Genomic DNA, 25,461 nt, shown 5'->3' with positions numbered 1-25,461 from the left:
CCCCCATTCCCCCTCCGCAACCCAAGCCGGCACCCGCGCCCACCGCAGCCGGAACCAGCGACGCACCCAAGGAGCTGTTGCGGGAACTCTGTGATCATTCGCGCGCTCTCGCATTCGCGAAGTTGACGAAGAGGCCCCAGCGCGCCATACTCGGCAGCTAACCCAAGAGAACAGGAGCATCCACCCATGGGCAACTGCCTCGTCGCGCAATCCGGCGGCCCCACCGCCGTCATCAACGCCAGCCTGGCCGGCGTCGTCCGCGCCAACCAGCTGAACCCCGTGTACGACCGCGTGCTCGGCGGCCTGCACGGCATCGAGGGAACGCTTGCCGGCAAGCTGTTCGACCTCACGGACCTGTCCGGCCGCGACCTCGAGATCCTGCGCCAGACGCCCTCGTCGGCGCTCGGCACGTGCCGCTACAAGCTCAAGCGCAGAAACGACGCCGATTTCCTGCGCCTTGTCGAAGTGATGGACGACCACGACATCGACACGCTGTTCTACATCGGCGGCAACGACTCCATGGACACGGTGGACGCGCTGGCCGAGTGGGCTGCCGAGAACGCGCCCGGCAAGCGCTTCATCGGCATTCCCAAAACCGTGGACAACGACCTCGTGCCGGTGGACCACTGCCCCGGCTTCCCGAGCGCGGCCAAGGTGGCGTGCCAGATCACGCACGCGACGCGCCTCGACTACGACGCGTACACGCGCCCCGAGGTGTTCGTGCTGGAGGTGATGGGCCGCGACGCGGGGTGGCTCGCCGCCAGCTGCTGCGCAACGGGCGACGTAGACCTGCTCGTGCTGCCCGAGGTGGACTTTGACAAAGACGCATTCCTGAACGAGGTGCGCGCGAAGTTCGACGAGCAGGGCGAATGCTATATCGTGGTGTCCGAAGGCGCGCACTACGCGGACGGCACCTACCTCTCCGCTGGCGAGTCGGCCAACGACGGGTTCGCGCACGCGGTGCTGGGCGGCGCGGCACAAACGCTCAAACAGATGATCGTGGACGCGGGCATCGTGCCGCGCGGCGTGGTGCAGGACTTGTCGCGCGCGGCCCGCTCGAGCAATTTCGCGCAAAGCCTCGTGGACGTGACCGAGGCCTATGAGCTGGGAATGAGCGCGCACATGCGCAGCGCCGACCCGGCGTTCACCGGCCAGGTGGTGGGCATCCGGCGCGACGAGGCCGCCGCAGCCGAGGGCCGCTACAACGCGCGTTTCTTCGCCGCACCGGCCAGCGAGTTCGCCAACCAAGTGCGCCGCTTCCCCGCCGAGTGGATCCTGCCGAACTACCAGGGCGTCACGGAAGAAGCGCTCGCGTACTTCCGACCGCTCATCGAGGGAGAGCCGAAGCTTGTTATGGAAGGCGGGCTGCCCGTCACGCTGCCCGCGTTCAACCGGCGATGAGCTTCGGAAGGGGCGTTTCGCACGCGACCGCTTTGGGCGAACGTTTCGGCGAACACCTCAGGTGAAGCATTCGGAAATCTCCAGGTCAATGCAGAGCATGCGCCCCTCCAGCCGCGCGGAGAGGCGCATGCCCATGGCCTCGGCAAGGCTCGCGGACACGGCAAGGCCCAGACCGGCACCGGAAGCGCTGCGGGAAGCGTCCGCGCGGTAAAAGCGCTCGAAGAGCCGCGTCACATCGAGCGCGGAGGGATCGGCCACCTCGTTCGCAAACGTCACGACGCGCCCGCGCTGCCGCACCGCAAGCGTCGAGGCCCCGTGACGCAGCGCATTGCCCACAAGGTTCTCGAAGATGCGCGCAAGGGCCTCGGGGTCGGCGTCCGTCGCAAGCGCCTCGTCCTCGAAATCCACCTGCGGCTCCCATCCCCGCTCGTCGAAGGCGGGATAGTGCCCCACCAGCACGTCGGCGAGCAGCGGCAGCACGCGCACGGGGCGCAGGTCGAGCGCGAGGTCGGGATCGCTCGCCTGCGCGTAGGCGAACAGCTGATCCAACAGCGCCTGCATGTCGTCCAGGCGCGCTTCGGCGGCGGCCAGGTGGCGAGCGACCGCTTCCTCGTCACCTGGCCGCTCGCGCCCGTCCTGCGCGAGGCGCACGTAGCCCTTCGCGCCCATGAGCGGCGTGCGGACGTCGTGCGAAAGGCTGGCCAGATCGCGCTGGAACTCCCGTTGACGGCGAAGGGCCTCCACCCGCTCCTCCCGCGCGGCGTCCAGCTGCCCGTTCACCGCAGCCGCAAGCTCGGCGAACCCGCGGCCCGGCGCCTCCACCGTAAGGCGCGTGTTGCTGTGCGCGTCGCGCTCGCGCAGACTGCGGGCCAAACGGCGCAGCTGCCGCTCGTACACAAGCGCAGCTAAAGCCACGCCCGCCACCCCGCACGCAAGCCCCGCGAGCACGACCGTCATATCCCTTACACGTCCTTCCGCGGCCCGACCGCCGCCGCCAGCGCGACGCACACGGCAATCGCTGCGCCCAACACGAGCGCGACCTGGGCCGGAACCGCAAGTCCTGCAAGCGCCGTCCCTTCCGTGGAGGACAGCAGGCCCACGCCTCCGGAACCCAGCAGCGCCACGCTGGATGCGGGAAGCCACTTCACCGCATCGTCCAACACCGGAAAAGCGGGGGCGAACGCCGACGTCGCCGTCATGATGACGCTCGCCAGCGTCCCCGTCGCAACGGCGAGGGCGAACACAATGCCGACCGCCTTGCTACGCGTGAGCAGCACCGTCGCACCGGTCGCCATCGCGTACATCGTCACGGCCAGCCACGCAAGCGCCACCCAGCCCCAATACTCGCCAAGCGTCTCCGAAGCGCGGTACTCAAACCCGGCAAGCGCGAAGGCACCGTCTGTGAGCACCATCCCTGCCAGCAAAAACACCGCGGACAGCACTCCGCAGAGCACGAGTTTTTCAAGGTAGTACGCCGCGCGGCGGCGACCCCTGCCGACGAACACGCTCTTCGCGAACCCCGTTTCGAAATCGCTTGCCACAAAAAGCGCCGTCATCAACGAAACGATCATCGCAAGCCCGCCGCCCGTGACGAGCATCTGCGCGTAAGCCTTCGTGCGCGATGGAAGCTCCTTCTCGTTGAGGGTGTTCGCCTCTTCGGGCGTGAGGTTCGCACCCGATTCGTCAGTGAGCCTGACGCCCGCGCCCGCCGTCGCGTTCTGCTGGCCGTGCTCAGTTTGCTCGGCCACCATCTGGGCGAACTGCGGCGTTGTCGCGAACCAGACCATTCCTGCCGCGCCCACCACGAAAAGCACTGTAAGAGCGAGGCCCACCCACAGCATCTTGCCGTGCACGAGACGGTAGATGTCGGATTTCAACAGGTTAAACATGGCACGCACCGCCTCTCCCGCGCGCTGGCGCCTCAGCCTGAACGCGCGCACCGCCTTCCATAAGCTCGACGAAGTAGTCTTCTATGTCGCGTCTCACCTGGCTGAGTTCGAGCACCGTCTGGTCGGACGCGCGCAGCGCCTGCGCAACGGCCGCCTGGTTGACCGCACCCGACACCGAAAGCGCGCCGTCGGGTTCTGCGCGGAAGGCAGCACCCGGCAGCGCCTCCTCCAGAAGCGCGAGCGTGCGCGCCGGATCGGCCGTGCGCACGCGCAGGCTGTCGCCGCATTCGGCCTGCACCTCGTCGGCGGTCATCTCGCGCACCATCGTGCCATGTGCGATGACGCCGAAGCGCGTGGCCACGCGGTCAAGCTGGTCGAGCACGTGCGAACTGATGACGATGGTGATGCCCAGCGTTTCGTTGAGTCGCACGAGCAGGTTGCGCATGGCGCGCGTGCCCTCGGGATCCAGCCCGTTCAGCGGCTCGTCCAACAGCAGCAAATCAGGCGAGCCGATAAGCGCAAGCGCCAACCCCAACCGCTGCTTCATGCCAAGCGAGAAACCCTTGACCTTCTTCCTGCCCGTATCGGAAAGCCTCACAAGTTCAAGCGCCTCGCGACAGCGCACAGAAGCGTCAACCACACCCATTGCCAGCGCTTTCGCCATGAGGTTCTCGTAGGCGGTAAGATTGGGGATCAAACCCGGCGCTTCGATGAGCGCCCCGATGCGCCCCGTGCAGACAGCCCCGCCCGCACCGCCCGCCCGCGCGCCGCCGAACAGCTCCACCTCGCCTTCCGTCGGCGTCACCAGCCCGCAGATCATCTTCATAACGGTGGACTTGCCCGCCCCGTTCTTGCCGACGAACCCGTAGATGTCGCCTTGCGCCACGTGCATGTCGAACCGATCGACCGCACGTTTGCCGCGATAGGACTTCGCCAGCCCCCGCGTCTCAACGACGTTCATGAACGCCCCTTTCTCGCATGCCTTCTGACGAAAACCAGCATACGGAGCAGGGTTTTAGAAAACCCGAAGCAAGGTTTAAGAAAGTTTGAAGAACGGGGGCCGACAGCGCACCGGTAGCGCCGGACGCGGCCCTCACCGCTTCCCCATCGCGTCGGCGGACAGCTTGAAGCCAAGGCCCCACACCGTTTGGATGTAGCCGTCCGTGCCCGTGGGCTTGAGTTTGGCGCGGATGTTGGACACGTGCACGCTCACGGTGCTGTCATCTGCAGCGAACGGCTCGCCCCAGGCCAGCTCGAACAACTCCTGCTTCGTGTACACCTTCTTCGGATGCGCGGCCAAAAGCTCCACGATGTTGAACTCCGTGCGCGTGAGCGGCACCTCGACTCCGTCCACAGACAACGTGCGCGCCGCGCGGTCGATCGTCCACGCGCCCGCGCGCAGCGTATCGCCGCCGGGCTGCGGCGCGGACGCGCGCCCGCGATGGCGCAGCTGCACCTCTATGCGCACCGTCAGCTCGTCCAGGTCGAACGGTTTCGCCAGGTAGTCGTCGGCACCCAACTTGAGCAGATCTATCTTGTCGGAAGCCGCCGAGCGCGCCGACGTGACCACAATGGGCGTGTCCTCATCGGCTGCGCGGATGAGCCGCACCAGCTCCTCGCCCGGCAGCCCCGGCAGCATGAGGTCGCACACCACCACGTCGAAGCGCTCGCCACGCTGCCGCGCGCTTTCGAGCACCAGCCGCGCCTCCGTGCCCGAGAACGCCTGCGTGCACGCGTACCCCGCGCGGCCCAGGTGCTCCGCCACAATCTCGCTGATGTCCGCGTCGTCCTCCACAATGAGCACGCTCGCCTGGTCCATGGGGTTTCCTCATCTCCATCGTCACCTCGGTCGCCAGCCACGATCCCAGCCGACAGCCGCGACCCCGGCCGTCGCCGCCGCCTCGACCGCCAACTCCGCTCCAACCGCCAGCCACGGCCCCAACCGGCACCTCAGCCGCCAGCCGCAGCCCCGACCGCAGTATAGCGAAACCCGGCGCCTCCCTGGAGCGCGCTGCCAACCTATCGCAAGTTCCACGGCGTCAAGCATCCTCGCCACGTATATGGTATCATCGCCAATATGCGCAATTTGGCTAAGATACTTTTAAGGTGGCGAAGATACCCATGGAGCAATTCGATTACGGGAAGATCCTTCCCACCCTCATGATTCCCGAAATCGTCTCGTCACTCGGCGCCGTGCGCGAACACCGCGGAAAACAAAGGCTCTACACCGTCATCAAACCGGATGCTCTCAATAGCCTTGAAAAGGTTGCAAGGATTCAAAGTACGGGCGCTTCCAACAGGATTGAGAATATCTCAACCTCAAACAAACGCCTGCACGAACTTATGAACGACAAAACAGAGCCGCGCAACCGGGATGAGCGGGAGATTGCCGGCTATCGCTTTGTGCTCGATATGATTCACGAAAGACACGATGCCATCCCCGTCAAACCCAACACCATTCTTCAACTGCATCGTGACCTTTACCGGTTCAGCGACGCTTCCCATGCTGGCATGTGGAAGGACGCCGACAACGTTATTGCGGAGCGAAACGCTGACGGTACGCTTGTCGCCCGTTTTCGCCCGACAAGCGCCGCTGGCACCCCGTTCGCAATGGAGCGCCTATGCGCCGAATACAACGAGCAGATTGCGAACGGCGTCTACGATCCAATTCTCGTTTCCCTCCTTTTCGCCTTCGACTTCGTCAGCATCCATCCCTTCAACGATGGTAACGGACGCATGAGCAGGCTGCTCACATTGCTGCTTCTCTATCGCAACGGCTACACTGTGGGCAAATACATCTCTCTCGAAAAGGAAATCGAACAAACAAAATCAACTTATCATGAAGCTCTTGCGGCAAGCTCAATTGGCTGGCAGGACGGCAACAGCGACTACGCCCCTTTCGTAACCTACATGTTAGGAATCGTCATCGCCTGCTACAAGGAGCTTGACAAGCGTGTCCTTCAGCTATCCTCAAGCAGCAACGAAGAGACCCTGCGGACCTACTTCGAAAACATCATCGGTCCGGTTTCCAAACAAGAGATCATGGACGCCAACCCTTCCATGAGCCAGCGCACCGTTGAGCGCATGCTGCAAAAGTTGCAAGCCGAAGGCATGATTGAGAAAGTCGGCGCAGCACGGGCAACTGCGTACCGGAGGACGGACTCGTGACCCCATGCCGTTGTCGGCAGGATTATGGGTGCAAAGCGGACGACAAGAACCGGTGAGGGGCATCGGAGGCATCGGTTGAGAGGCACTTGCGCTGACATTCAACCACATTCAACCGGTGAGAGGCACTTGCGTCCCCCAGCGGTAAGGGATTTGAGATTTCGAATCCCTCACCGCTGGGGATGCCCCGGCATCACCAAGGCATCCCAAATGCATCCCCAACGCCCCGCATAACGTCCCGAAAGCCTCCAAGATCCTTCGACATTCGGCATAGAGAGCCTGGGGCATTTCGCGCCCAGCAACCTCGAAGCCCGCACAAGCGTCAACGACCAGCAAAACCTGCGACCCTCACGCTCCAAGGGTCCGCACCGGCACCACCAACACCCCGTCATCGCGCTGAAAGGCAAGGGAGCCAATCCCTTCGACAACGGCAAGGAATGAGGGCTGGCGACCTCCCGCAGATGCAATCTTCTTCTTAAGTTTGAGTAAATTCGCTGCAGCTGCATCCGCCTGGTTATGTCCCAACTTCACCTCAATGCCTGCCCACGCCCCATCGGATGCCTCAATGATGGCATCGACTTCAAGGCCCTCCTTGTCGCGATAAAAGAACACGTTTGCATCCATAGCTTCCGCATACACAAGCAAATCCCTCATGCAAAGAGATTCAAACAGAAACCCGAACGTATTAAGATCGCCCACCAGCTTTGCGCTCGATGCTCCGAGGATGGCGGCGGGAAGAGAAGGGGCGACAAAGTGGTATTTCGGCTTCTTGTTGACGCGCAGGGACGACTTAATGTTGGGCACCCATGTGGGAATCCTTTCAATGACAAACACTTTCTCCAACGCTTGAAGATAGTCGCCAACTGTTTCGGCTGAAAGGGGCGTGCTCGACGCGTCGGCAGTCATGTCGCGTATGAGCGTTTTGTCGGCTGTCGCCTGCTCCATGGTGCGCGCCAAAGAGTGCAAAAGACGGGAAACCTTTTCTGGATCGCGCTTTATCCCGTCAACGCGCGACAGATCGTCCGAAGCGAGCGTGCTCACGTAGTTGCGAGGCATGCGCTGAGCCAAGGGTTCAGCAGACTGAAGCGACCCCGGCCATCCACCTCGCACCACCAGATGAGCAAGTGCCCCAAGTGTTGTCTCGGGAGCCTTGCACAGGGGCGCAGACCCCCTCGAACAAGCCCCTGAGCGAGACTTCTGCAGTTGAATCGCCCGATTCTTGAAGGGTCACGGGACGCATTTTCAGCTTCTCAATACGACCGACGCCGCTGTGCCTAGGCTTGCTTTCACGAGGAACCGCCGATCCGGTCAAAACAAACGTGGACAATTTGCCGGTTTGGTCAATTTCGTTTCGCACTGCATCCCAAAGCGAGGGAACTTCCTGCCACTCATCAATGAGCCGGGGTGACGCGCCTTGCAGGGCAACCGACGGCGCAAGCTCCGCCAACTCTCTATTTTGGAAACCGCCCGACGGATCAAGCAAGCTGATCTCGCTATTTGCAAAACTGCGCCCCGTCCACGTTTTTCCGCAGTACTTTGGCCCTTGAATGCATACGGCACCGAACACCTCCAAGTCCTCGGCGATACGCTTGTCAAGGAGTCGCGGAAGATAGCTCTTGTTTTTGAGTTGTCCATACATAAGAGGAAATACCTTGTCTACCAGCTTATTCGTTATTTTGGAGACATCTTAATATGCGTTTTGTCAAGAATTAACTCTTTATTTTGTCGAAATTCTGCCCATCGTTTTGTCAAGTTGGGCTGATTGAGGTTGATTGATTACTTCCGGGTTCCTTTCGCCATCATCGACAAACGGTATACTGTTCGCAGCGCAACCCCTAACCAGAAAGCCGGAGCAACCGTGTCTGCAGAAACCATCGCACCCGTCATTGTCACGCTCGCCGTGTTCGCGGCGTTGCTCGCCGTCCTCAAACTGCTGAAAAATCGCGGGATGAACTTCACCCCGCGCGTGTTCATAGCGCTTGGTCTGGGCATTGCGCTGGGCGCGGGCATCCAGCTTGCCCTCGGCCTGGGAAGCGAAACTGCTACCACGGCGCTCGATTGGATGTCGCTTGTGGGCCAAGGTTACATCTCGCTTTTGAAGATGCTCGTGATGCCGCTTGTGTTCGTGGCCATCGTGGGCGCGTTCACCCGCACGGAGTCCACGAAGAACCTCGGGCGTATCGGCGCGGTGGTGCTGGCGGTGCTGCTGGGCACCGTGGCCGTGGCCGCGCTCGCTGGCTGGGCCTCGGCGGCCTTCACCGGCCTTGCCGGGGCCAGCTTCACCGACGCGAGCGTTGACGCCTCCAAGATGGACTCCCTCCAAACCCGCCAAGACCAGGTGTCCGACCTCACCATTCCCCAGGAGCTGCTCTCGTTCATCCCCACGAACATCTTCGCCGACCTGGCCGGCACGCGCGCCACGTCCACCATCGCCGTGGTGGTGTTCTCGGCCATCGTGGGCATCGCCTACCTCAAGCTGCGCGACAAAGATTCCGACCAGGCGGCGTTTTTCAAGCAGCTCATCGACAGCCTGTACGGCATCGTCATGCGCATCGTGTCGATGGTGCTGGGGCTGGCCCCGTACGGCGTGCTGGCGCTCATCGCCAACGTCATGGCCACAAGCGACTACAACGCCATCCTTGACCTGGGGAAATTCGTGTTAGTGTCCTACGCTGTCATCATCTTCATGTTCCTGGTGCACTGCCTTATCCTGGCGGCGAACCGCGTGAGCCCCCTCACGTACCTGAAGAAGGCGTTTCCCGTGCTGAGCTTCGCGTTCGTGGCGCGCACGAGCGCCGGTGCGCTGCCGCTCAACATAGAAACGCAGCGCCGCGCCCTGGGCGTGGACGCCGCCACGGCCAACTTCTCGGCCAGCTTTGGGCTGTCCATCGGGCAGAACGGATGCGCCGGCATCTACCCGGCCATGCTGGCCACCATCATCGCGCCCACAGTAGGGATCGACGTGTTCTCGCCCGCGTTCGTGGCGGGGCTTGTGGCCGTGGTGGTGATCAGCTCGTTCGGCGTGGCGGGCGTGGGCGGCGGCGCGACGTTCGCCTCGCTCATCGTGCTGGGCACCATGGGGCTGCCCATCGAGATAGTGGGGCTTTTGGCCTCGGTGGAGCCGCTCATCGACATGGGCCGCACCGCGCTCAACGTGAGTGACGCCATGGTGGCCGGCGTGACCGCATCGAACGCCGTGGGAAGCCTGGACCGCTCCGTGCTCAACGACCCCAACGCCCGCGTAAGCGCCGACGGGCAGCAGGATTTGTGAGCCTCGCACGATCTGGGGCCCGCACAGGGACCACGAGCGCCCCGTCTTGCACCGAAAGACAAATGGGAAAGAGCGAGGAGCTCAAACAATGATCACTCCAATTGTTGTCCAATTTCCCTTGAAAGGGGAATGGCTTTCCCCCAACACCCCGGGAACAAAAATTCCAAGTCATGGTACAAATCAATTAGGCACAACATACGCTTATGATTTTATACAAGTAGACTGGAATAGAGCCGGCTTGCCAGCCTACCGTGCAAGTCCGCTCCAGTATCTTTTTTGCGGCATTCCTCTGAACGAATACTATTGCTGGGGGCAAAAAATATACGCTCCCTGCAACGGCACCGTTGTTGCAGCCGAAGACGGATATGAAGAACGAGCTCGAACAAATTTGTTCTCCGATTTTTTAAATGCGTATAAGAATGCTCGCTATTTTGATCCAGCGAAAGACGACGCTCGATCTATTGCCGGGAACCACATAATCATAGAATGCGGCGAGAGCGTTTACGCGGCGCTGTGCCATCTCCAAAGTGGATCAATTCAGGTTTCCGTTGGTCAAAAAGTGAGAAAAGGCGATTTTATCGGGCGCATAGGCCATTCCGGGAACTCTTTTGCCCCGCATTTGCATTTTCAGCTTATGGACAGCTGCGACATAACCGTTGCCAATGGATTGCCCTGCGCCTTTGAAGAATACGAGGTGTATCGGAATGGAAAATGGCATACCATCAAAAATGGAATACCCGCAAGTCAAGATAGAATAAGATTTCTAGGATAGATTAAAAGCAACGCAAGCATTGCGGCTATCGACTGCCCAAGAGGACGATGAAAAATTGTATGACGCTTTTCAGCGACGCAATAGGCAAGTATACAAATTAACAAAATGGGATTTGCGAGAGATGCGCCATAAAGAAGAAAAGATTTTGAGAAATACCTGTATTGTCATTGTTACGTTGATTGCATTGCTGCTAATCGTAGGCGTCAATCATCAAATCCAGCTGAAAAAGGAAACGGAACTGCGCTCGCCCTTGGGGCAAATTGTTGAAGTTGACGGACACAATATGAGCGTTTACACCGAGGGAGCAGGCGACATGACGGTTGTTTTCATGTCGGGCGGGGGCACTTGCTCTCCCATACTGGACTTCAAATCCCTCTACTCCCTTTTGAGCGACCAATACCAAATTGCCGTTGTGGAGAAATTTGGGTATGGCTTCAGCGATGCTGTCGATAAAAGCCGAGATATTGATTCCATATTGGAAGACACAAGAGCAGCGTTGAAAGAAGCAGGATTAACCGCCCCCTATGTTCTTTGCCCGCATTCTATGTCGGGACTTGAAGCCTTATATTGGGCACAGAAATATCCTGATGAGGTATCCGCAATCATTGGGCTTGATATGGCCGTGCCAGAGTACTATGACAGCATGGACATACCTATACCGTTCATGCGCATTGCAAGCTGGGCTGCAAATTTGGGCGTCACTCGTTTCATTCCGGGAATCTCAAATAGCGACGCTATGAAGCATGGCACATTGACGGATAAGGATAAAGAAATCTACGAAGCCGTTTTTTACAGCCGAACGGCAACTGACACCATGATAAACGAAATGGAATGGGTAAAGGAAAACGCCCAAACAGTGAATGATTTGGGGGTTCCACAGCTTCCAATGCTGCTATTTATTTCCGATGGTTCCGGCGGAACAGGATTCGACGAAGAAACCTGGCGGAAAATCCCCATAGAATATATATCGCAGGTTGAGGGTGGAGAATATATTGAATTGGATTGTCCGCATTATATTCAGGACTATGAATACAATGCGATCAGCGAAAGCATCGTTTCCTTCTTGTCCGACCGGTGAGAGATTGCCTCTCCGAGTAACGCCGAGCAAACTTTCGGTTTGCAAAGGGCTTGATAGCTTGCATGCGCAAGGGCTTGGGATATCCCCGGCAAGCAAAATCTCTCTCTTATTGCCGGAGAAAAAGAAGCTTGTTTCGCCGAAACAGACCCGCTGACCGTCATGCCCCGAGGGACGTGATGGACACCACGCACACGCCGCTCGTCAGTCGTCTGGCAAACGGCGTGATGCCCACGAGCACCGCAAGAAACGACGGCTCGGGATTTCTTGCCGCAGGATTTGCGGCTACCTTGTCGCGCAGGCGCAGCAGGCTCTTTTCGGCCTGGGGAATTCGTCAATGTGGGTTACGCTTCTCCCCTGGGCAAGGCTGGCCCATACCTCATCGCAGAACTTCGTGCCCGCAACCTCTACCGCGCCGAACCCTTTAAGACGGCGCGCAATCATTCCATCGAGAAGGCGAGGACGGTATCCAAGGGGAACAAGGGTCATAATCAGCACCTTTCCCGTTTTCGAGCGTTAAATGATCCCGTTTTCGAGGAATATGGCATCCCGTTTTCGAGCGTTATGCAATCCCGTTTTCGAGGGAACCAAGCAGAAAACGCGAAACGGGAAACGGGAACGCGATCTGGGACCCAGGCGTTGCCCAGCGAGCGCCGCCGTTCCCCTATTCCGCAAGCGTCAGCGTTATCGCAAGTTCGTCGCCCTCCCAATGCGCCGCCGCCTTCGCCCCCATCTTCTCGCAGAGACTCGCCACAATGGAGAGTCCCAAGCCCGCCCCTTCCCCGCCTCGGGCGGCGTCGGCTTTGTAGAAGCGATCGAACAGGCGCTCGGCATCGGGCGCGGCGCCTGCGGGCACCGCGTTGGAGAAGGAGAGCGTGCGCCCGCGCTGGATGATGCGCACGTCCCCCGCACCGTGGCGCAGCGCGTTCGTCACCAGGTTGGCGAACACGCGCGCCAACGCGTCGGCGTCGGCGGTGGCAGAAAACTCCTCGTCGGCGAAATCGACCACGGGCGCCGTCCCGCGTTCCAGAAAGTCGGGGTAGGCCGCCGCCAGCACGTCCGCCAAAACCGGCAGCACCTCCACGCGTTCAAGCGTCAGCTCGGCGTCGGGGTCGGCGGCTTTCGCATGGTCGAACAGGCGGTCGGTGAGCGTGCGCATGGCGGCAAGCCGCTCGCGTGCCTCCGCAACGCAGCGCGCGCGTTCAGCCTCGTCCTTGGTGCGTGCGTAGAGCTGCAAGTACCCCTGCGCGCCCGCCAGCGGCGTGCGGATGTCGTGCGAAAGCGCCGCTAAGTCCCGCCGAAACGCGCGGGCGTGCTCGACGGCGGCGGCGCTCGCCTCGCGCTGCGCATCCAGCGTGGCGTTCACCGCACGCGCCAGCGCGCGCGTGCCCGACGTGGCGAACTCCACGCCCGCGCGCTCGTTGCTCGCGGGGTCGCGCTCTTCCAAGAAGCGCGCCAGGCGGCGCAGCTCGCGCTCGTACAGCGCCACCGCTCCCGCCGCGCACGCAACGACAAGCACGAACCCCGCAAGCAGCAACTCGAACATGGCTACAGCTTCCTTCTCCTCATGACCAGCGCAACCAACGCGCTGGCGCATACGAACACGATGACGCCCTCCATGCAGCCTCCCCACGGCAAAGGGCCGTCCTGCAAGGCGCTCATATCGGCGATTGGCATATGCTCGTACAGCTCCGTTGCCGCGCTGGGGCTCAGCGCCAGCGAGCACAAGCCCAAAAGCACGTGCTCCACGGCGCCGCCCACCAGCAGAATCGCCGCCAGAATGCCCACCGTCTCGCTGCGGGTTATCGTTATCGCAAGCGTTGCCGCGGCAACGTAGCCGGAAAGCGTCACCGCCATCTGCGCCACCCAGCGCACGGCGTCCAACGGGTTGGTGGGCGCCATGTCGTAGCCTGCCAGGCGAAAGCCCACATCGGACACAGCGTATGTGAAAATCGCGAACGCTGCCGAAACGATAAGCGTGGTCGTCGCCGCAGCCAGCGCCCACGACATCCTGCCGCCGCGCGCCTGCAGATAGTTTTTGACGGCGCCCGTCTTGAAGTCGGCGGAGAAGAGGGCGGCAAGCGCGATGCCGCACCACCACGGCAACAGGGTGCCCGAGGTCATGCCGATAAAGTGGAACACGCTCAATCCCGGCGGCGCGTAAATGACCACAATGTTGAGCGGAAACACCTTGGAAAGCCCTGCGAACAGGGGGAAGAACACCGAAAGCGCGATGATGGCAACCGACAGGACCACGAACGCGGGTTCTTTGCGCGCGCGAAACAGCATGAGGCGGACCATGCTAAGCACGGCGACCACCCCCTCTCGCGGCGCTGCGGCGGGCGGGCGCGGCGGAAGCGGCGGGCGCGGCGACGCTTTCGACATCGCTTCCCATGAGCGCCACGAAGTACTCCTCTATGTCGCGCTCGTGCACGAACAGCTCCTCCACGACGATGCCCCGCTGCGCAAGCACCCGCCCCACCTCCTGCGGCGCGGCACCGCCCGAAACATGCAGCGCGTTGTCGGGCATGACGGTGAACGACGCCTGCGGAAACGCAGTTTGCAGCACCGAAAGCGCCAGCTCCGCGTCGGCGCAGCGCACGCTCAGGTAGTCGGCGCATTCCGCCTCCACTTCGGCTGCGGTCACCTCGCGCACAAGGCGTCCCTCGCGGATGACACCGTAGCGCGTGGCCATGCGTTCCAGCTGGTCCAGCACGTGCGAGCTGATGAACACCGTGACGCCGTGCACCTCCGCCAGCCGCACGATGAGGCTGCGCACCTCGCGCACCACCTGCGGATCAAGCCCGTTGAACGGCTCGTCCAGCATGAGGATGTCGGGCGAGCCCACCAGCGCCATCGCCAGCCCCAGGCGCTGCTTCATGCCCAGCGAGTACTTCTTCGCCTTCTTGCGGGCAACGTCTGCAAGCCCCACCTGCTCCAACGCCTGCGCCGAGGCGGCCTTCGCGTCGGGCAGCCCCAGCGACAGGGCGCGGCAGCGCACGTTGTCCAGCCCGGTGAGGCTGGGGTAGAAGCCCGGCTCCTCGATGACGGCGCCGATGCGGCGGCTGGTGATGCCGGGCGCGAACTGCTCGCCGAAGATGCGCACGGTGCCCGCCGTCTGCGGCACCAGCCCGCAGATCATCTTCATGACCGTGGATTTTCCCGACCCGTTGCGCCCTACGAACCCGTAGATGTCGCCTTGTCGCACGGTGAGCGTCAAGTCGTCCACGGCGCGCTTGGCACCGAACGTGCGCGTGAGGCCCGCTGTTGCAATGGCGTCCATAGTGCTCCTTCCTGCTTCGGTTGACGCTTCCACCTTAACGACGGGACTTCCGGAAACCTTCTGCAAAGTTACAAGAAAACGACAAGATGAGGAAGGGGGCGAGGTGACGTCGCGCAACAACGGGGCAAGAGCGCTTTGCTACTCCGCCAGCTTGAAGCCGATGCCCCACACGGTTTCGATGTAGCCCTCGGTGTTCGTGCCCTTCAGCTTCGCGCGGATGTTGCCGATGTGTGTGTTCACGGTTTTCTCCTCAACCACCGGTTCCTCGTGCCACGCCGCAGCGAACAACTCGCGTTTGGTGAACACCTTGCGCGGGCGGCGCATGAGGGCGCACACGAGGTCGAACTCCGTGCGCGTGAGGCGAATGAGCACGCCGTTTACGGCGAACGTGCGCGTATCCTCGTTGGCGGCCCAGGCGCGAAACCGCAGCGTGCGCTCGGCATGCGGCGCGGCGGCGGGGCCGCTTGCCCGCGCGGCGTCGGTTGCAGCATCGGCTGCGTCACCGGCGGCTGGACGCACGTCGCAGACGCGGCGCAACTGCACCTCGATACGCGCCAGCAACTCGTCAAGATCGAAGGGCTTCACCAGGTAGTCGTCGGCGCCCGTGCGCAAAAGCGCCACCTTGTCGGAGACGGCGCCTTTCGCAGACGTCACGATGACGGGCGTGCCGCCCTGCGCGCGCACGAGCGCCACCACGTCCTCGCCAGGCAGCCCCGGCAACATGAGGTCGCAAATCACCAGGTCGAAGCGGTGGGCGTCCAGCAGAAGGCGCGCCTCGGTGCCCGAGAACGCCGGCGTGCACGCATAGCCTTCCTGCGCCAGAAACGAGCACGTCACGTCGCTGATGGCGGCATCGTCCTCCACCACGAGCACGGAAGGTTGCGCGGCAGGCGCTGAGCCGGATGCGCCGGAAGCATGCGTGCCGGCAGGCGCAGCGGATGCGTTGGGAGCGTGCACGGCATCGTATGCGCATGCGACGGCAGGCGCGTGCGCGGCGGCAGGCATGCGCGCTGCGGCGGACTCATGCCTGGCGGCGGCCGCCACGCTGCTTTGCAAAGAGAAATCTTTCATGCCGCCATTATACGCAACAAGGGCCTCGTTCGATTCGAAGGCGGCCCATCCAAGCGCGAAACCGCAGCGCGGCCCGGCGGCTGTCGCAAAGCGAGACGCAGAACCCTCATCGCCCCTCCAGCAGCCGGCGCAACTCGCGTTGAACGGCGTTCTCAGCGTTGGTGCCGATCACGCGTGAGGCGATCTGCTTGATGGCGGGACGCGCGTTGCGCATGGCCACGCTCACGCCGGCCATGCGCAGGATCTCGTAGTCGTTCATGGAGTCGCCGAAAGCCACCATCTCGTCGGCAGCGATCCCATGGGCGGCCAGCACCTGCCGCACGCCGGTGGCTTTCGTCACGCCGCGCTGCATGACGTCGATCCACCGGCGGCCCGAGGGTGCGAACACGAAGTCGTCGCCCAGCTCGCGCGAGAGGATGTAGGCGAGGTCCATCGGATCGTCGTCGCAGTACACGGACGCCTTCAGGATGGGCACGCGCGGCGACGGCGCGCCGGACACGCGCACAGGGTTCGGCAGGTTCTTGTCCTTCTCGCGCTCGAAACGCGCCTCATCATCGAGCAGGAAGCTGCGCGTCTCGTCGAACAATGCCAGGTGCATGGCGCCGAACTCGTCCACGATGCGAGCGAGCCGGCGCACGGCCGCATGCGAGAACACCTCGAGATCGGCCAGCTCGCCCTCCACGTACACCTGCGCGCCATTCGACGCCACGAAATCCATGCAATCGGCCACGGGTTCGAACAGCTCGCGCAGCGTGTCGTAGCGCCGCCCCGACGACGCGACGAACCGGATGCCCGCCTCGTGCAGCCTTCGCACAAGGTCGAACGCGCCTTCGGGCACGCGCTCGCGCTCGTCTAAGAACGTGCCGTCCATGTCGCTTGCCACAAGCTTGACACTCATCGCCTTCTCCTGCCTCTGGGCTCTTCGCACCCCTCAACGTGGTGGCTTCCTCCTGCCATAGTAGGCCGCAGGGTGCGCCCGGCGCGCCCGCGAACGAAAGCTTTGCGAGGTTTTGACCCAACGGTTACTAAGAAGGAGGCGCTGGAAGGGATGCAAAAGGATCGGCTCCGGCCGGCCGCCGTCCGCAGCGTCCCACACCGGCTCCGACCGCGTCACCGTCCGCAGGCTGGCCGCAAACGGCGCCTTATGACACTCCGGATGGCCGATCTGGAGCATCGGCGGGCCGCCGATTTTTACGACCCGGGGTTTCTCCGAGCGCAAGGGGAACAGAAGGCGCGAAGCCGACCCCGTGCGTGCCACAGGGCGCCGTTTGCAGCCAGCCTGCGCCGACAGGGCTTCGGAGAACCCGCCCGTTGGGTGGGGCGGGCGCTTCCGGAGCGCTCGGTCAGAGGGGTTGGTCCAAGATTTGGCAAACGCGAGTTCGGGTCAATCCCGATTTGACAGCGGAGGACCCCGCAACTGGCGAGAAATCACCGAAGTCGGAAAGCTCGCGCACGCGCTGGGCGCATCCGCCCGGATGCCGCCCGCATAATGCCTGGTCGCAGGAAGACGGCCTCCTCCCCTTCGCGGGCCGGCCCGCAACGGGCGGCGCGAACCTTCCGACTTCGGTGATTTCTCGCCACCTCGCCCCGCATCCGGGCGGCTTCGCGGCCCGAAGCCCACTGCCGCGCCCCGCCCCGCGCGCCGCGGCCCCCGGGGATGCCGAGGCCCTCCTCCTCGCCGGAGCAACGGCGCTCTTCCCGATTAATGTAACTCGCACCCCCCCGCCATTTGCCACGCTCCCCCATCTCGGCCATAATGGCAGAAGCAACGCCCTCATCGCCATTTCCGATGGGGCGCGATGACGCTTCTGCCGCATCAAGGGGATGGGGATTTATGCGCACCTTGCCTAAAGCGCGAACGCTTTTTTCCACTCACACGTTCGACTGGGATTTTCTCGGGTTCGGTCTGTGCCGGGCTTGGATCTCCCTTGTGTTCGCGCTGCCCGTGCCGAGTCTGCTCGCCATCAACGTGGATGAGAGGCTTTGGTTCTTCCTTCCCGGAGCAACCGCCTGCCTTGTTCTGTGCATCGCCTCGCGAAAGGCCCCCTCGCCGCAGGTTCGCACGTTCTCGCTTCTTGCGGCGGGAGCGTTTTCGATCCTGGGAGTTCTTCTGACCTACGCGGGAATCGAAGCAGGATGGGGCCTTCCCGCGGGAATCGGCCTTTCTTTCGTCGGCATAGGGGCCGGACTTGCGCAAACGCTTTGGGGAGACAAGATGGCCTCGCTGTCGCCTGCGCGCACCGACCTCCACACCGTATGCGCTATGCTGTTCGCCGCCATCCTCACCGCCCTTTCGCGCTTCGGCGATTCCGCCGAAACCGCACTGCTCGCGTTCGTCGTGCTGCCCTTGGGGTCGTTCGCGCTTCTTTACCGAGGCTTCGACGCCGGAACCTGGAGCATCGCACAGGAGGGCAAAGACAAGACCACCCCCCCCCCTGGACGGATCCGCCGCACCTCGGGAGGCTCTGCCTGTCGATTTTCGCATTCACCCTTGTGTTCAACCTGGTCAACACCTCGTTGCCTCCCTTCCTGACGGCAGCTGGAGAAGGGTTCCAATCGGCGCGTAACCTGGCGAACGCGGGCGTGACGCTTGCGCTGCTCTGCGCCGTCGTCTTGCGGGGGCGCATCAGCCGCATGAGCTTGTACCGGCTCTCGTTCCCGGTGCTGTTCGGGTCTTTGCTGCTGATGCTTGTGCTGCCTGGCGAGCACACGCCGTTCGCCTCGTTCGCCGCCGCCTCGGGATACAAGTTGTTCGACGTGCTGTTCTGGTGCGTGATCGTGGGATTGGCCCACGATCATCGCCCTCGTTCCTGGCAAACGCTGGGACTGGGCATGGCGGCGAATTTCGGAGGGATGGGGCTTGGCGTCGGCCTGCACGGCGCTCTGATCGACGCGCTGTCGTCCGGGGTTCTTGATCCGACCTTCGTCGTCTGCGCGGCTATGTTCGCGCTCGCCGTGGTGACGATGCTCATCCTCCCAGAGCGGCTGATCGCCCAAGTCCTGCCGCTCCCCGCCAAGCGCAACCCGCCTGAAACGCCCACGCTCGCGCAACGCTGCGCCGAAGCGTCCCGAAACGCCGGACTCACCGCTCGCGAGAGCGAAGTGCTCCTCTTGCTCGCCCAAGGGCGCACGCAAAGCGTCATCGCCCGCAAACTGAGTATCGGCGAAGGCACGGCGCACTCCCACATCATCCACATCTACCAGAAGATGAACGTCCACTCCCAGCAGGAGCTCCTCGACATCATAGAGGAGTTCGCGGGAGCGTAGCGCCCTGCTCCTGCCCCGCTCCTGTTCCCGTCCTCGTCCCGTTCCCGCTCCTGCCCTGCTCCCACTCCCGCCCCGTTCCTGCCCTCGCCCCTCATTCGTTCCCGCCTCTACCTTCTCCCGTTGCCTCTACCTCCTGGGTAGAGGACTCATGTTCCGGCGAAAATCCACCGTTCGAGCAGTTTTCCTTCCGCCTGCCGCGTCGTTTCATGAGCATCGCAGGAACGCGAACGAACGAGAGGAGGGAAGTTCATGGGAAACCGAGTCGGGCTCATCGCCTTGGGCGCATCGTTGAGCCTTGCGGGCGTCCTTGCGCTCGCCGGATGCGCTCCGCAAGCATCCTCGCAATCCACCGACCAGGACGCGGCAGCCGCCTCTGCAAGCGACGGCGCAGAAACGGCCGCAAACTGGTCGCCCGATGCCGATTGCGCGGCATGTCACGAAAAGGAAGCGTCGTCCGCCGAGGCCCCGGGGTGCCTTGCGCAGGCGCACGCGCAGCTTGGCTACGTCTGCGCCGACTGCCACGCCAACGAGCAAAGCTTGACCGCCGCCCACAAAAACGGCGCGTCAGGCACGCCCGCCACCAGGCTCCAAGCGAGCGATGTCGATGATGCCGCCTGCCTGGCCTGCCACGGCAGCCGCGAGGCCATCGCGGCCCAAACGACCGACGTGACGATTGCCGACGACAAAGGCACCGCCGTCAACCCGCACGCACTGCCGACCAGCCCCGACCACGACGGCCTTGCCTGCATCGACTGCCACACGTCCCACGAGGCCGCATCCGCGCTCGAAGAGGCAGAGAGCACCTGCGCTTCGTGCCATCACGCCGGCGTGTTCGAGTGCGGCACCTGCCACAGCTAAAGAACGCGACCCCCCCCGTCGGCGGGATCGCAACAACAAGGAGGAGCATTATGGGAACCACCACGACCAACAACGTTTCGCGACGCTCGTTTCTGAAAGGGGCCGCTGCGGCCGGAGCCGGGCTTGTAGCCACGGCCGCGCTTGGCGGCTGCGCCGCCGACGCCGAGAGCGCATCCGGACAACAACCTGACTGGATGCCCGAAAGCTGGGACTACGAGACCGATGTGCTGGTGATCGGCTACGGAGGGGCGGGCATGTGGACCGCCCTGACCGCCGCCGACGAAGGGCAGTCGGAAGTCCTCATCCTGGAGAAAGCGCCCGTGCGCGGCGGCGGCAACTCGGCCATCAACCTGGGCGAGTTCACCATCCCCGTGGACGAGGAGGGCTGCGCCACCTACATCAAGTCGTTCAGCCGCGGGCTCACGCCCGACGTCATGGCCGACGCCTGGGCGAAGGAGGCCGTGCGCAACGGCGAGTACGCCACGAAGTGGGGCCTGCCGTGGCAGCAGAACGAGGGCACGCTGGCCAGCCGCTACACCGAAAGCTGCGAGTACCCCTTCCTGCCCGGCGCGGATTCCATGGAGATCGGCGCCATCGAGGGCTACGGCATGAACTTTTGGAACATCATGGACGCCCATCGCCAAGAGCTTGGCATCGAGGTGCTGTTCAGCGTGGAGAACGAAGAGCTCATCCAGAACCCCGACACGCTGGAGATCCTCGGCTGCTGGGCCGACTACGACGGCAAGCGCATCGCCATCAAGGCCCGCAAGGCCACGATGATGACCATCGGCGGCTTCGAGTTCAACGAGGACCTGAAAAACGAGCACCTCAAAGTGTACCCGGCGCTCGGCTTCTACGGCTGGCCGTACAACACTGGCGACGGCATCAAGATGGTGCAGGACGTGGGCGCGCAGCTGTGGCACATGAACTGCATGATAGGCGGCGCCAATCCCAACTTCCACGACGAGGAGTACCCCTACGCCATCCAGCTCAGCCCCAAGGCCGACAACTACATCTGGGTGGACCGCACCGGAAAGCGCTGGCGCAACGAGAAGGCCAGCAGCAGCCCGCACGTCGGATGGCACGAGTACCTCAGGTTCGACGACAAGATCTGCGACTTCCCGCTGATCCCCACCTGGGCCATCATCGACCAAACCGCCTTCGACGCAGGACAGCTCGGCCCCGACCCCTCGGCGAAGCTCGCCCGCGGCATGTACTCGTCCGCGCTGCCCGACGAGGTGGGCCGCTTCCCCGGATGGAGCCAGGACAACAAAGCCGAACTTGAACGCGGATGGCTCAAAACGGCCGACACCGTTGAAGGGCTTGTCGAGGAAATGCGGAAAGTGGACCCCGGCATGATGGACGCGGAGACGCTCAAGGCCACTATCGACCAGTACAACGCATGCTGCGCCTCGGGGAGCGATCCCGAGTTCGGCCGCCCGGCCGAAACCCTGCTGCCCCTCGAGAACCCTCCCTACTACGCCTGGCCCATCTACCCCGGCGGCTGCTCGACCCTTGGAGGCCCGAAGAAGAACGAGCACGCGCAGGTGCTCGACGTGAACGACAAGCCCATTCCCCGGTTGTACGCGGCTGGGTGCTTCGGCAACTTCGCCGCGCACACCTACGGCATATCGGGCGGCAACAACGCCGAGAACATGGTGTGGGGCCGCATCGGCGCCCGCCACGCCTGCGCCCTCGAACCGTGGGACGCTTCCGAGGCGTAAAACGCGCACGAAAGCCGAATCCCTCTCCCCCTCTTGCGCCGCCGGCGGCCCCTCCCGCCGGCGGCGCCTCTTTGTCGGCGACGTCCTTTTGCCGACGGCCCTCTCCTACTGGCGACCTCTTCCGTTGGCGACCCCCTGTTGGCAGCGTCCTTGAGCCGGTAGCCGCCCTTTGCCGACGGCCCTCTCCCGCCAACCCCTCACGCTGTCGCCCCCTACCACCAGCATCTCTTCTGACGCCGACCCGCCGTCGACACCGCCCTATCCGCCCGGACCGCTTCCGAATGGCAAGAAATCACCGAAGTCGGAAAGCTCGCGCACGCGCTGGGAGCATCCGCTCGAGTGTCGCCCGCATAATGCCTGGTCGCAGGAAGACAGCCTCCTCCTCTTCGCGGACCGGCCCGCAACAAGCGGCGAGAACCTTCCGACTTCGGTGATTTCTCGCCACCTCGCCCCGCAGCCGGACGGCTTCGCGGCCCGAAGCCCGCTGCCGCACCCCACCTCCCCCCGCGCGCCCGGCAACCAACCCGTCGGCGTTCCCAACATTACGCAAACCGCCCCCACAAACCCCCAGTTCACGCCTCCGCAACCTGAGCGTGCGCGAAAAAGGCCAAAACGCGCGCCCAAGTTGGTGGAGCGGGCGGGGACGCGCGGGCATCATAGGGCCGCGAGGCGTCGCCGCGGCCGAGGCGCGCTTCGGGTATCATGCAACCGAGCATAACAGAAGGGAACCCCGTATGAGTTTCGCCGAAAACCTCGTCTACCTGCGCCAGCACTACGGCGTCACGCAGGAGGGCCTTGCCGAGCAGCTGGGCGTGTCACGCCAGACCGTGAGCAAATGGGAAGCCGGAACGAACTACCCGGAGATGGACAAGCTGCTTGCGCTGTGCGACCTGTTCCATGTGAGCATGGACGACCTCATGCGCGGCAGCGTCCATATTGCCAAGGAAAACGACACCGAGCGCTACGACCGCCACATGAACCGCTACAGCGCATCCGTCGCCATCGGCGTCGCATGCGCCATCTTCAGCGTGAGCGCGCAACAGGTGCTGGAGGCTCTCGGCACGCCGGAGAACCTGCAGGCAGCGGCTCTTATGCTGTGCGTGGTCGCAGCCGTGACTTTAGGCATCGTCGCCGGCCTGAGCCACAGCGAGTTCAAGCGCCGCAACCCCGCCATCGAGCCGCGCTACTCCGCCGAGGTGCTCAACCGCTTCGGCAGCCGCTACCCCGCCCTCATCGCCGTGGGCGTGGCGCTCATCTTCGCCGGGGTGATCCTGCTGGTTGCCCTCACCCCCGAAAACAGCGCCTCATCCGCCGATGAAATGCTGGAGAGCCTGGTGACCGCAGCGTTTCTGCTCATGATAGCCACAGCTGCGGGCATCATCACCTGGACCTGCATGCAGAAGTCGAAGTACGACCTCTCCGAATTCACCTACATCGCTCACCGCCAAGACCTCGGAGCCGAGGTGCCTCCCACCGTCGCCACCAAAACGCCCCGAGCGGTGCGCGCCGAATCTGTCATGGGCGCACTCTGCGGCGTCATCATGCTGCTGGCCCTCATCGTATTCTTGGTGTGGGGCATAGTGCCGCTGTCCGACCAGATGGCCGCAGGAGGCGGCTTCGACAAATGGGAGTTGAAGGACGCCATCCGCAGCGGGCAGGGCGGCTTCGCCGTCAGCTGGATCGCGTTTGTGGTGGGCGGCATCCTGTGCGGCATCGTGTGCATCGTCGGCAGCGTGCTGACGAAGTCGAAGGAGGACTGGGTGGCCGAAGCGCGCAAAGAGGACGCTTGGCTCAAGTACGCCTGCGAGGACGCCGACGCGAACGACCCTTGGGTCCGCGATGCGGAAGAGCGCAAGGCCGGTCCGGACGCGCGTCCACGCAGGTAGCCGGGAACGGCGCAAGCGCGTCCGGGCCGGCAGCCGCAACCGGCCTGGAAAGCTGGTCGGCATGCTGACCAGCTTTCCAGCGCTCATGCAAGCTCAGAAGACGTTGTGCAAGACTGCGATCGCCGACCCAGACGCGCGCTCGCGAGACAACCGCAAGCACGCACCACCGCCGCACCTTCACGGCATGCACTCAAAGATGCTGCAGGAGAGGGTGACAGGACAGTGACAGGACAGGAGGACGGGGATAACGTCACATTGGGGCACATCCCAATGTGACGTTATCCCCGTCCTCCTGTCACAACCCCCGATGAGCCTCGTAGAACCGCTCGAAGCTGTCCAGCAGGTCCATGCGATCGTGAGTGTCGGTCTTGGCGTAGATCTTATGCACATGGGTTCGCGCGGTGGAATCGGCGATGAACAGCTTCTCCGCAATGTACTGGGTGGTGCGTCCGGCCAGCAGGTAGCCCAGCACTTCGGCCTCGCGGCCAGACAGGCCGTTTCCCGCAGCGAATCGGGAGATGAACTCGGTCCTATCGGGAGCGCGCTCAGCCTGTTCCTGCAGCGCTCGGTCGCCGGCAACACCCTGCAGCTCCTCGGCCAACTTGTCGGTGAACACAAGCGTGGAGGCCACCACGACCACCATGAACCCTGCGATTGAAACCAGCTCCGGCGGCACGCCTTGGGGCATGAGCGTCACCATCGCCACCCCCAAAAGCCACCCGGCAAGCATGCCCGCTGACATGGCGAAACGAACGAACGCCATGGAGCGCGCAAGCGAAGCGTCGTTGGTTTTCGCCACGTTGCAATAATCGTTGAGCGAAAGCACCTCGAACAGCAAATACGCGGTCATCACGCACAGCCCCGCCGCCACGCCCAACGTTTCGGACATCAGGGCGAACAGCGCGAACCCCGCCGCGAACAGCACGGGAACGCCTCGGTAGACCAGATAGAGCCCCGCCCCTCGCCTGCCCCCGCGCAAAGAGCCCACAACCACGCCCGCCACAACGAGGCTCCCCACGCACTGCAGCAAAGGACCGCTTGCCAACCCGAATTCGGACGTTGCCGTGCGGCACGAGTAAAGCGCGAACGCAAACGCATACAAAAGCAGCGCCAAGGTAAGGCGCGCGACGGAAGGAGAACGCGGTCGGGCGGGCGCATCTTGCCCGACGCTTCCGAACAGCACTTCGCCGCCCTGATCGAGCGAGTAGCGCGTCGACAACATAAACGCCAGCGCGGACGCCACGGGCAAAACGACCGCGAACAGCATCATGACGGCATCCCCCAACGCCACCGCCAACAGGCACAAAAGCGAGCCGAACGCGTAGGAGAGCGCCAAAAGCAACGCCGTCTCGCCCAGCTTCGCATAGCCGAAAAAGCACATCCACATCAGAAACATCGCCACGTCCGCAACAGCCGCCAACGCGCCCGCCGCCGTCACCGCAACGGGACCGCGCGCAAACAGAAGCGCCACTACAGACAGAGGGCCGGCCACAATGCACGCGCCCGACAGCGCACGCACGCCCACCGGATTGGCCCAACGCTTCGAAAACAGCGCAGCGCAGGCCAGAAACGCCACGCGAAAGCCGACCTCCGACACCTCGAACGGCGTGTCGCCCACGCCGCGCAGCAACCCGAATAGCGGAGAGGGCGACACCGCCACCAAAAACAGCCACGTCCAAAAAAGGGAGAATCCGAACAACCGCACGGGAAACGCCTTCCCCAGCCTTATCTCCATTGCCTCGTCCCCCTTTCGTCACGCTCGATTATAGCAGCGCCCAATCGCGCCAGCCGACGCCGCG

General features: G+C 63.2%; 22 protein-coding genes. 10 read left to right on the top strand and 12 right to left on the bottom strand.

Annotated elements, in window-relative coordinates; translation table 11 throughout:
• Positions 1 to 186 precede the first annotated feature (186 nt).
• A complete protein-coding gene (locus C2L80_RS04320) occupies positions 187 to 1,401 on the top strand; it encodes a diphosphate--fructose-6-phosphate 1-phosphotransferase (RefSeq protein WP_103262739.1) in 1,215 nt (404 codons plus the stop codon).
• A 57-nt stretch (positions 1,402 to 1,458) separates the two neighbouring features.
• Here C2L80_RS04320 and C2L80_RS04315 read toward each other — a convergent pair whose 3' ends face one another.
• From C2L80_RS04315 to C2L80_RS04300, 4 genes are all read right to left on the bottom strand, one after another.
• On the bottom strand, positions 1,459 to 2,358 hold the full coding sequence (locus tag C2L80_RS04315) for a sensor histidine kinase (protein WP_103262738.1): 900 nt from the start codon (positions 2,356 to 2,358) through the stop codon (positions 1,459 to 1,461).
• Positions 2,359 to 2,363: 5 nt separating this feature from the next.
• Positions 2,364 to 3,290, bottom strand: coding sequence for a hypothetical protein (locus tag C2L80_RS04310; protein ID WP_103262737.1), 927 nt, complete (start codon positions 3,288 to 3,290; stop codon positions 2,364 to 2,366).
• On the bottom strand, positions 3,283 to 4,251 hold the full coding sequence (locus tag C2L80_RS04305) for an ATP-binding cassette domain-containing protein (RefSeq protein WP_103262736.1): 969 nt from the start codon (positions 4,249 to 4,251) through the stop codon (positions 3,283 to 3,285). Before C2L80_RS04305 ends, C2L80_RS04310 begins: the two co-directional genes overlap by 8 nt.
• 132 nt (positions 4,252 to 4,383) lie before the next feature.
• The gene (locus tag C2L80_RS04300; protein WP_103262735.1) at positions 4,384 to 5,109 is read right to left on the bottom strand and encodes a response regulator transcription factor; all 726 of its coding nucleotides are present in this window, start codon (positions 5,107 to 5,109) and stop codon (positions 4,384 to 4,386) included.
• A gap of 302 nt (positions 5,110 to 5,411) precedes the next feature.
• Between C2L80_RS04300 and C2L80_RS04295 the strand changes: the two genes are divergently transcribed.
• The gene (locus C2L80_RS04295; RefSeq protein ID WP_103262734.1) at positions 5,412 to 6,458 is read left to right on the top strand and encodes a Fic family protein; all 1,047 of its coding nucleotides are present in this window, start codon (positions 5,412 to 5,414) and stop codon (positions 6,456 to 6,458) included.
• 345 nt (positions 6,459 to 6,803) lie between these two features.
• On the opposite strand, the gene C2L80_RS04290 is transcribed toward C2L80_RS04295, so the two are convergent.
• Complete coding sequence (locus C2L80_RS04290; protein WP_129589890.1) at positions 6,804 to 7,511, bottom strand: ATP-binding protein; 708 nt, start codon at positions 7,509 to 7,511, stop codon at positions 6,804 to 6,806.
• A gap of 16 nt (positions 7,512 to 7,527) precedes the next feature.
• A complete protein-coding gene (locus C2L80_RS04285; protein WP_103262732.1) occupies positions 7,528 to 8,094 on the bottom strand; it encodes an AAA family ATPase in 567 nt (188 codons plus the stop codon).
• Between the two features lie 219 nt (positions 8,095 to 8,313).
• On the opposite strand from C2L80_RS04285, the gene C2L80_RS04280 reads away from it, so the two are divergent.
• The 3 genes from C2L80_RS04280 to C2L80_RS04270 all read left to right on the top strand — a co-directional run bounded on the left by C2L80_RS04280 (position 8,314) and on the right by C2L80_RS04270 (position 11,576).
• Positions 8,314 to 9,726 carry an L-cystine transporter gene (locus tag C2L80_RS04280; RefSeq protein ID WP_103262731.1) on the top strand — a complete coding sequence of 471 codons (1,413 nt, stop codon included), beginning with the start codon at positions 8,314 to 8,316 and terminating at the stop codon, positions 9,724 to 9,726.
• 88 nt (positions 9,727 to 9,814) lie between these two features.
• Positions 9,815 to 10,498 (top strand): M23 family metallopeptidase, encoded by a 684-nt coding sequence (locus C2L80_RS04275; protein ID WP_103262730.1) that lies wholly within the window; start codon positions 9,815 to 9,817, stop codon positions 10,496 to 10,498.
• 121 nt (positions 10,499 to 10,619) lie between these two features.
• The gene (locus C2L80_RS04270) at positions 10,620 to 11,576 is read left to right on the top strand and encodes an alpha/beta fold hydrolase (protein WP_103262729.1); all 957 of its coding nucleotides are present in this window, start codon (positions 10,620 to 10,622) and stop codon (positions 11,574 to 11,576) included.
• A 661-nt stretch (positions 11,577 to 12,237) separates the two neighbouring features.
• On the opposite strand, the gene C2L80_RS04265 is transcribed toward C2L80_RS04270, so the two are convergent.
• From C2L80_RS04265 to C2L80_RS04245, 5 genes are all read right to left on the bottom strand, one after another.
• Positions 12,238 to 13,119 carry a sensor histidine kinase gene (locus tag C2L80_RS04265; protein WP_169998985.1) on the bottom strand — a complete coding sequence of 294 codons (882 nt, stop codon included), beginning with the start codon at positions 13,117 to 13,119 and terminating at the stop codon, positions 12,238 to 12,240.
• 2 nt (positions 13,120 to 13,121) lie between these two features.
• Positions 13,122 to 13,883: a hypothetical protein gene (locus tag C2L80_RS04260; RefSeq protein WP_129589889.1), complete on the bottom strand. Its 762-nt coding sequence runs from the start codon at positions 13,881 to 13,883 to the stop codon at positions 13,122 to 13,124.
• A complete protein-coding gene (locus tag C2L80_RS04255) occupies positions 13,876 to 14,856 on the bottom strand; it encodes an ABC transporter ATP-binding protein (protein ID WP_103262726.1) in 981 nt (326 codons plus the stop codon). The genes C2L80_RS04260 and C2L80_RS04255 overlap by 8 nt, the downstream gene beginning before the upstream one ends.
• Positions 14,857 to 14,994: 138 nt before the next feature.
• Positions 14,995 to 15,927 carry a response regulator gene (locus tag C2L80_RS04250; RefSeq protein ID WP_239938697.1) on the bottom strand — a complete coding sequence of 311 codons (933 nt, stop codon included), beginning with the start codon at positions 15,925 to 15,927 and terminating at the stop codon, positions 14,995 to 14,997.
• Positions 15,928 to 16,033: 106 nt separating this feature from the next.
• Positions 16,034 to 16,825 carry an HAD family hydrolase gene (locus tag C2L80_RS04245; protein WP_103262725.1) on the bottom strand — a complete coding sequence of 264 codons (792 nt, stop codon included), beginning with the start codon at positions 16,823 to 16,825 and terminating at the stop codon, positions 16,034 to 16,036.
• Positions 16,826 to 17,683: 858 nt separating this feature from the next.
• Between C2L80_RS04245 and C2L80_RS13830 the strand changes: the two genes are divergently transcribed.
• From C2L80_RS13830 to C2L80_RS04225, 5 genes are all read left to right on the top strand, one after another.
• Complete coding sequence (locus C2L80_RS13830) at positions 17,684 to 18,460, top strand: hypothetical protein (protein ID WP_157941010.1); 777 nt, start codon at positions 17,684 to 17,686, stop codon at positions 18,458 to 18,460.
• A gap of 50 nt (positions 18,461 to 18,510) precedes the next feature.
• Positions 18,511 to 19,194 (top strand): helix-turn-helix transcriptional regulator, encoded by a 684-nt coding sequence (locus C2L80_RS13825; RefSeq protein WP_157941009.1) that lies wholly within the window; start codon positions 18,511 to 18,513, stop codon positions 19,192 to 19,194.
• A gap of 249 nt (positions 19,195 to 19,443) precedes the next feature.
• The gene (locus C2L80_RS04235; RefSeq protein WP_103262723.1) at positions 19,444 to 20,052 is read left to right on the top strand and encodes a cytochrome c3 family protein; all 609 of its coding nucleotides are present in this window, start codon (positions 19,444 to 19,446) and stop codon (positions 20,050 to 20,052) included.
• 50 nt (positions 20,053 to 20,102) lie between these two features.
• Positions 20,103 to 21,776: an FAD-dependent oxidoreductase gene (locus C2L80_RS04230; RefSeq protein WP_103262722.1), complete on the top strand. Its 1,674-nt coding sequence runs from the start codon at positions 20,103 to 20,105 to the stop codon at positions 21,774 to 21,776.
• Between the two features lie 734 nt (positions 21,777 to 22,510).
• Positions 22,511 to 23,662, top strand: coding sequence for a helix-turn-helix domain-containing protein (locus C2L80_RS04225; protein WP_103262721.1), 1,152 nt, complete (start codon positions 22,511 to 22,513; stop codon positions 23,660 to 23,662).
• 295 nt (positions 23,663 to 23,957) lie between these two features.
• Here C2L80_RS04225 and C2L80_RS04220 read toward each other — a convergent pair whose 3' ends face one another.
• Positions 23,958 to 25,397: a helix-turn-helix transcriptional regulator gene (locus C2L80_RS04220; protein ID WP_103262720.1), complete on the bottom strand. Its 1,440-nt coding sequence runs from the start codon at positions 25,395 to 25,397 to the stop codon at positions 23,958 to 23,960.
• Positions 25,398 to 25,461 lie beyond the last annotated feature (64 nt).

Source organism: Rubneribacter badeniensis, from assembly GCF_002899695.1.
Lineage (GTDB): Bacteria > Actinomycetota > Coriobacteriia > Coriobacteriales > Eggerthellaceae > Rubneribacter > Rubneribacter badeniensis.
The sequence above is the reverse complement of the archived record's forward strand: the minus strand, read 5'-3'. Positions and strand labels throughout refer to the sequence as shown.

Excerpts from the sequence above, each read along its gene's own strand:
- C2L80_RS04320 (WP_103262739.1), top strand. The coding sequence starts at position 187 with ATGGGCAACTGCCTCGTCGCGCAATCCGGCGGCCCCACCGCCGTCATC.
- C2L80_RS04315 (WP_103262738.1), bottom strand. The coding sequence starts at position 2,358 with ATGACGGTCGTGCTCGCGGGGCTTGCGTGCGGGGTGGCGGGCGTGGCT.
- C2L80_RS04310 (WP_103262737.1), bottom strand. The coding sequence starts at position 3,290 with ATGTTTAACCTGTTGAAATCCGACATCTACCGTCTCGTGCACGGCAAG.
- C2L80_RS04305 (WP_103262736.1), bottom strand. The coding sequence starts at position 4,251 with ATGAACGTCGTTGAGACGCGGGGGCTGGCGAAGTCCTATCGCGGCAAA.
- C2L80_RS04300 (WP_103262735.1), bottom strand. The coding sequence starts at position 5,109 with ATGGACCAGGCGAGCGTGCTCATTGTGGAGGACGACGCGGACATCAGC.
- C2L80_RS04295 (WP_103262734.1), top strand. The coding sequence starts at position 5,412 with ATGGAGCAATTCGATTACGGGAAGATCCTTCCCACCCTCATGATTCCC.
- C2L80_RS04290 (WP_129589890.1), bottom strand. The coding sequence starts at position 7,511 with ATGCCTCGCAACTACGTGAGCACGCTCGCTTCGGACGATCTGTCGCGC.
- C2L80_RS04285 (WP_103262732.1), bottom strand. The coding sequence starts at position 8,094 with ATGTATGGACAACTCAAAAACAAGAGCTATCTTCCGCGACTCCTTGAC.
- C2L80_RS04275 (WP_103262730.1), top strand. The coding sequence starts at position 9,815 with ATGATCACTCCAATTGTTGTCCAATTTCCCTTGAAAGGGGAATGGCTT.
- C2L80_RS04270 (WP_103262729.1), top strand. The coding sequence starts at position 10,620 with ATGCGCCATAAAGAAGAAAAGATTTTGAGAAATACCTGTATTGTCATT.
- C2L80_RS04265 (WP_169998985.1), bottom strand. The coding sequence starts at position 13,119 with ATGTTCGAGTTGCTGCTTGCGGGGTTCGTGCTTGTCGTTGCGTGCGCG.
- C2L80_RS04255 (WP_103262726.1), bottom strand. The coding sequence starts at position 14,856 with ATGGACGCCATTGCAACAGCGGGCCTCACGCGCACGTTCGGTGCCAAG.
- C2L80_RS04250 (WP_239938697.1), bottom strand. The coding sequence starts at position 15,927 with ATGAAAGATTTCTCTTTGCAAAGCAGCGTGGCGGCCGCCGCCAGGCAT.
- C2L80_RS04245 (WP_103262725.1), bottom strand. The coding sequence starts at position 16,825 with ATGAGTGTCAAGCTTGTGGCAAGCGACATGGACGGCACGTTCTTAGAC.
- C2L80_RS13830 (WP_157941010.1), top strand. The coding sequence starts at position 17,684 with ATGGCAGAAGCAACGCCCTCATCGCCATTTCCGATGGGGCGCGATGAC.
- C2L80_RS04235 (WP_103262723.1), top strand. The coding sequence starts at position 19,444 with ATGGGAAACCGAGTCGGGCTCATCGCCTTGGGCGCATCGTTGAGCCTT.
- C2L80_RS04230 (WP_103262722.1), top strand. The coding sequence starts at position 20,103 with ATGGGAACCACCACGACCAACAACGTTTCGCGACGCTCGTTTCTGAAA.
- C2L80_RS04225 (WP_103262721.1), top strand. The coding sequence starts at position 22,511 with ATGAGTTTCGCCGAAAACCTCGTCTACCTGCGCCAGCACTACGGCGTC.
- C2L80_RS04220 (WP_103262720.1), bottom strand. The coding sequence starts at position 25,397 with ATGGAGATAAGGCTGGGGAAGGCGTTTCCCGTGCGGTTGTTCGGATTC.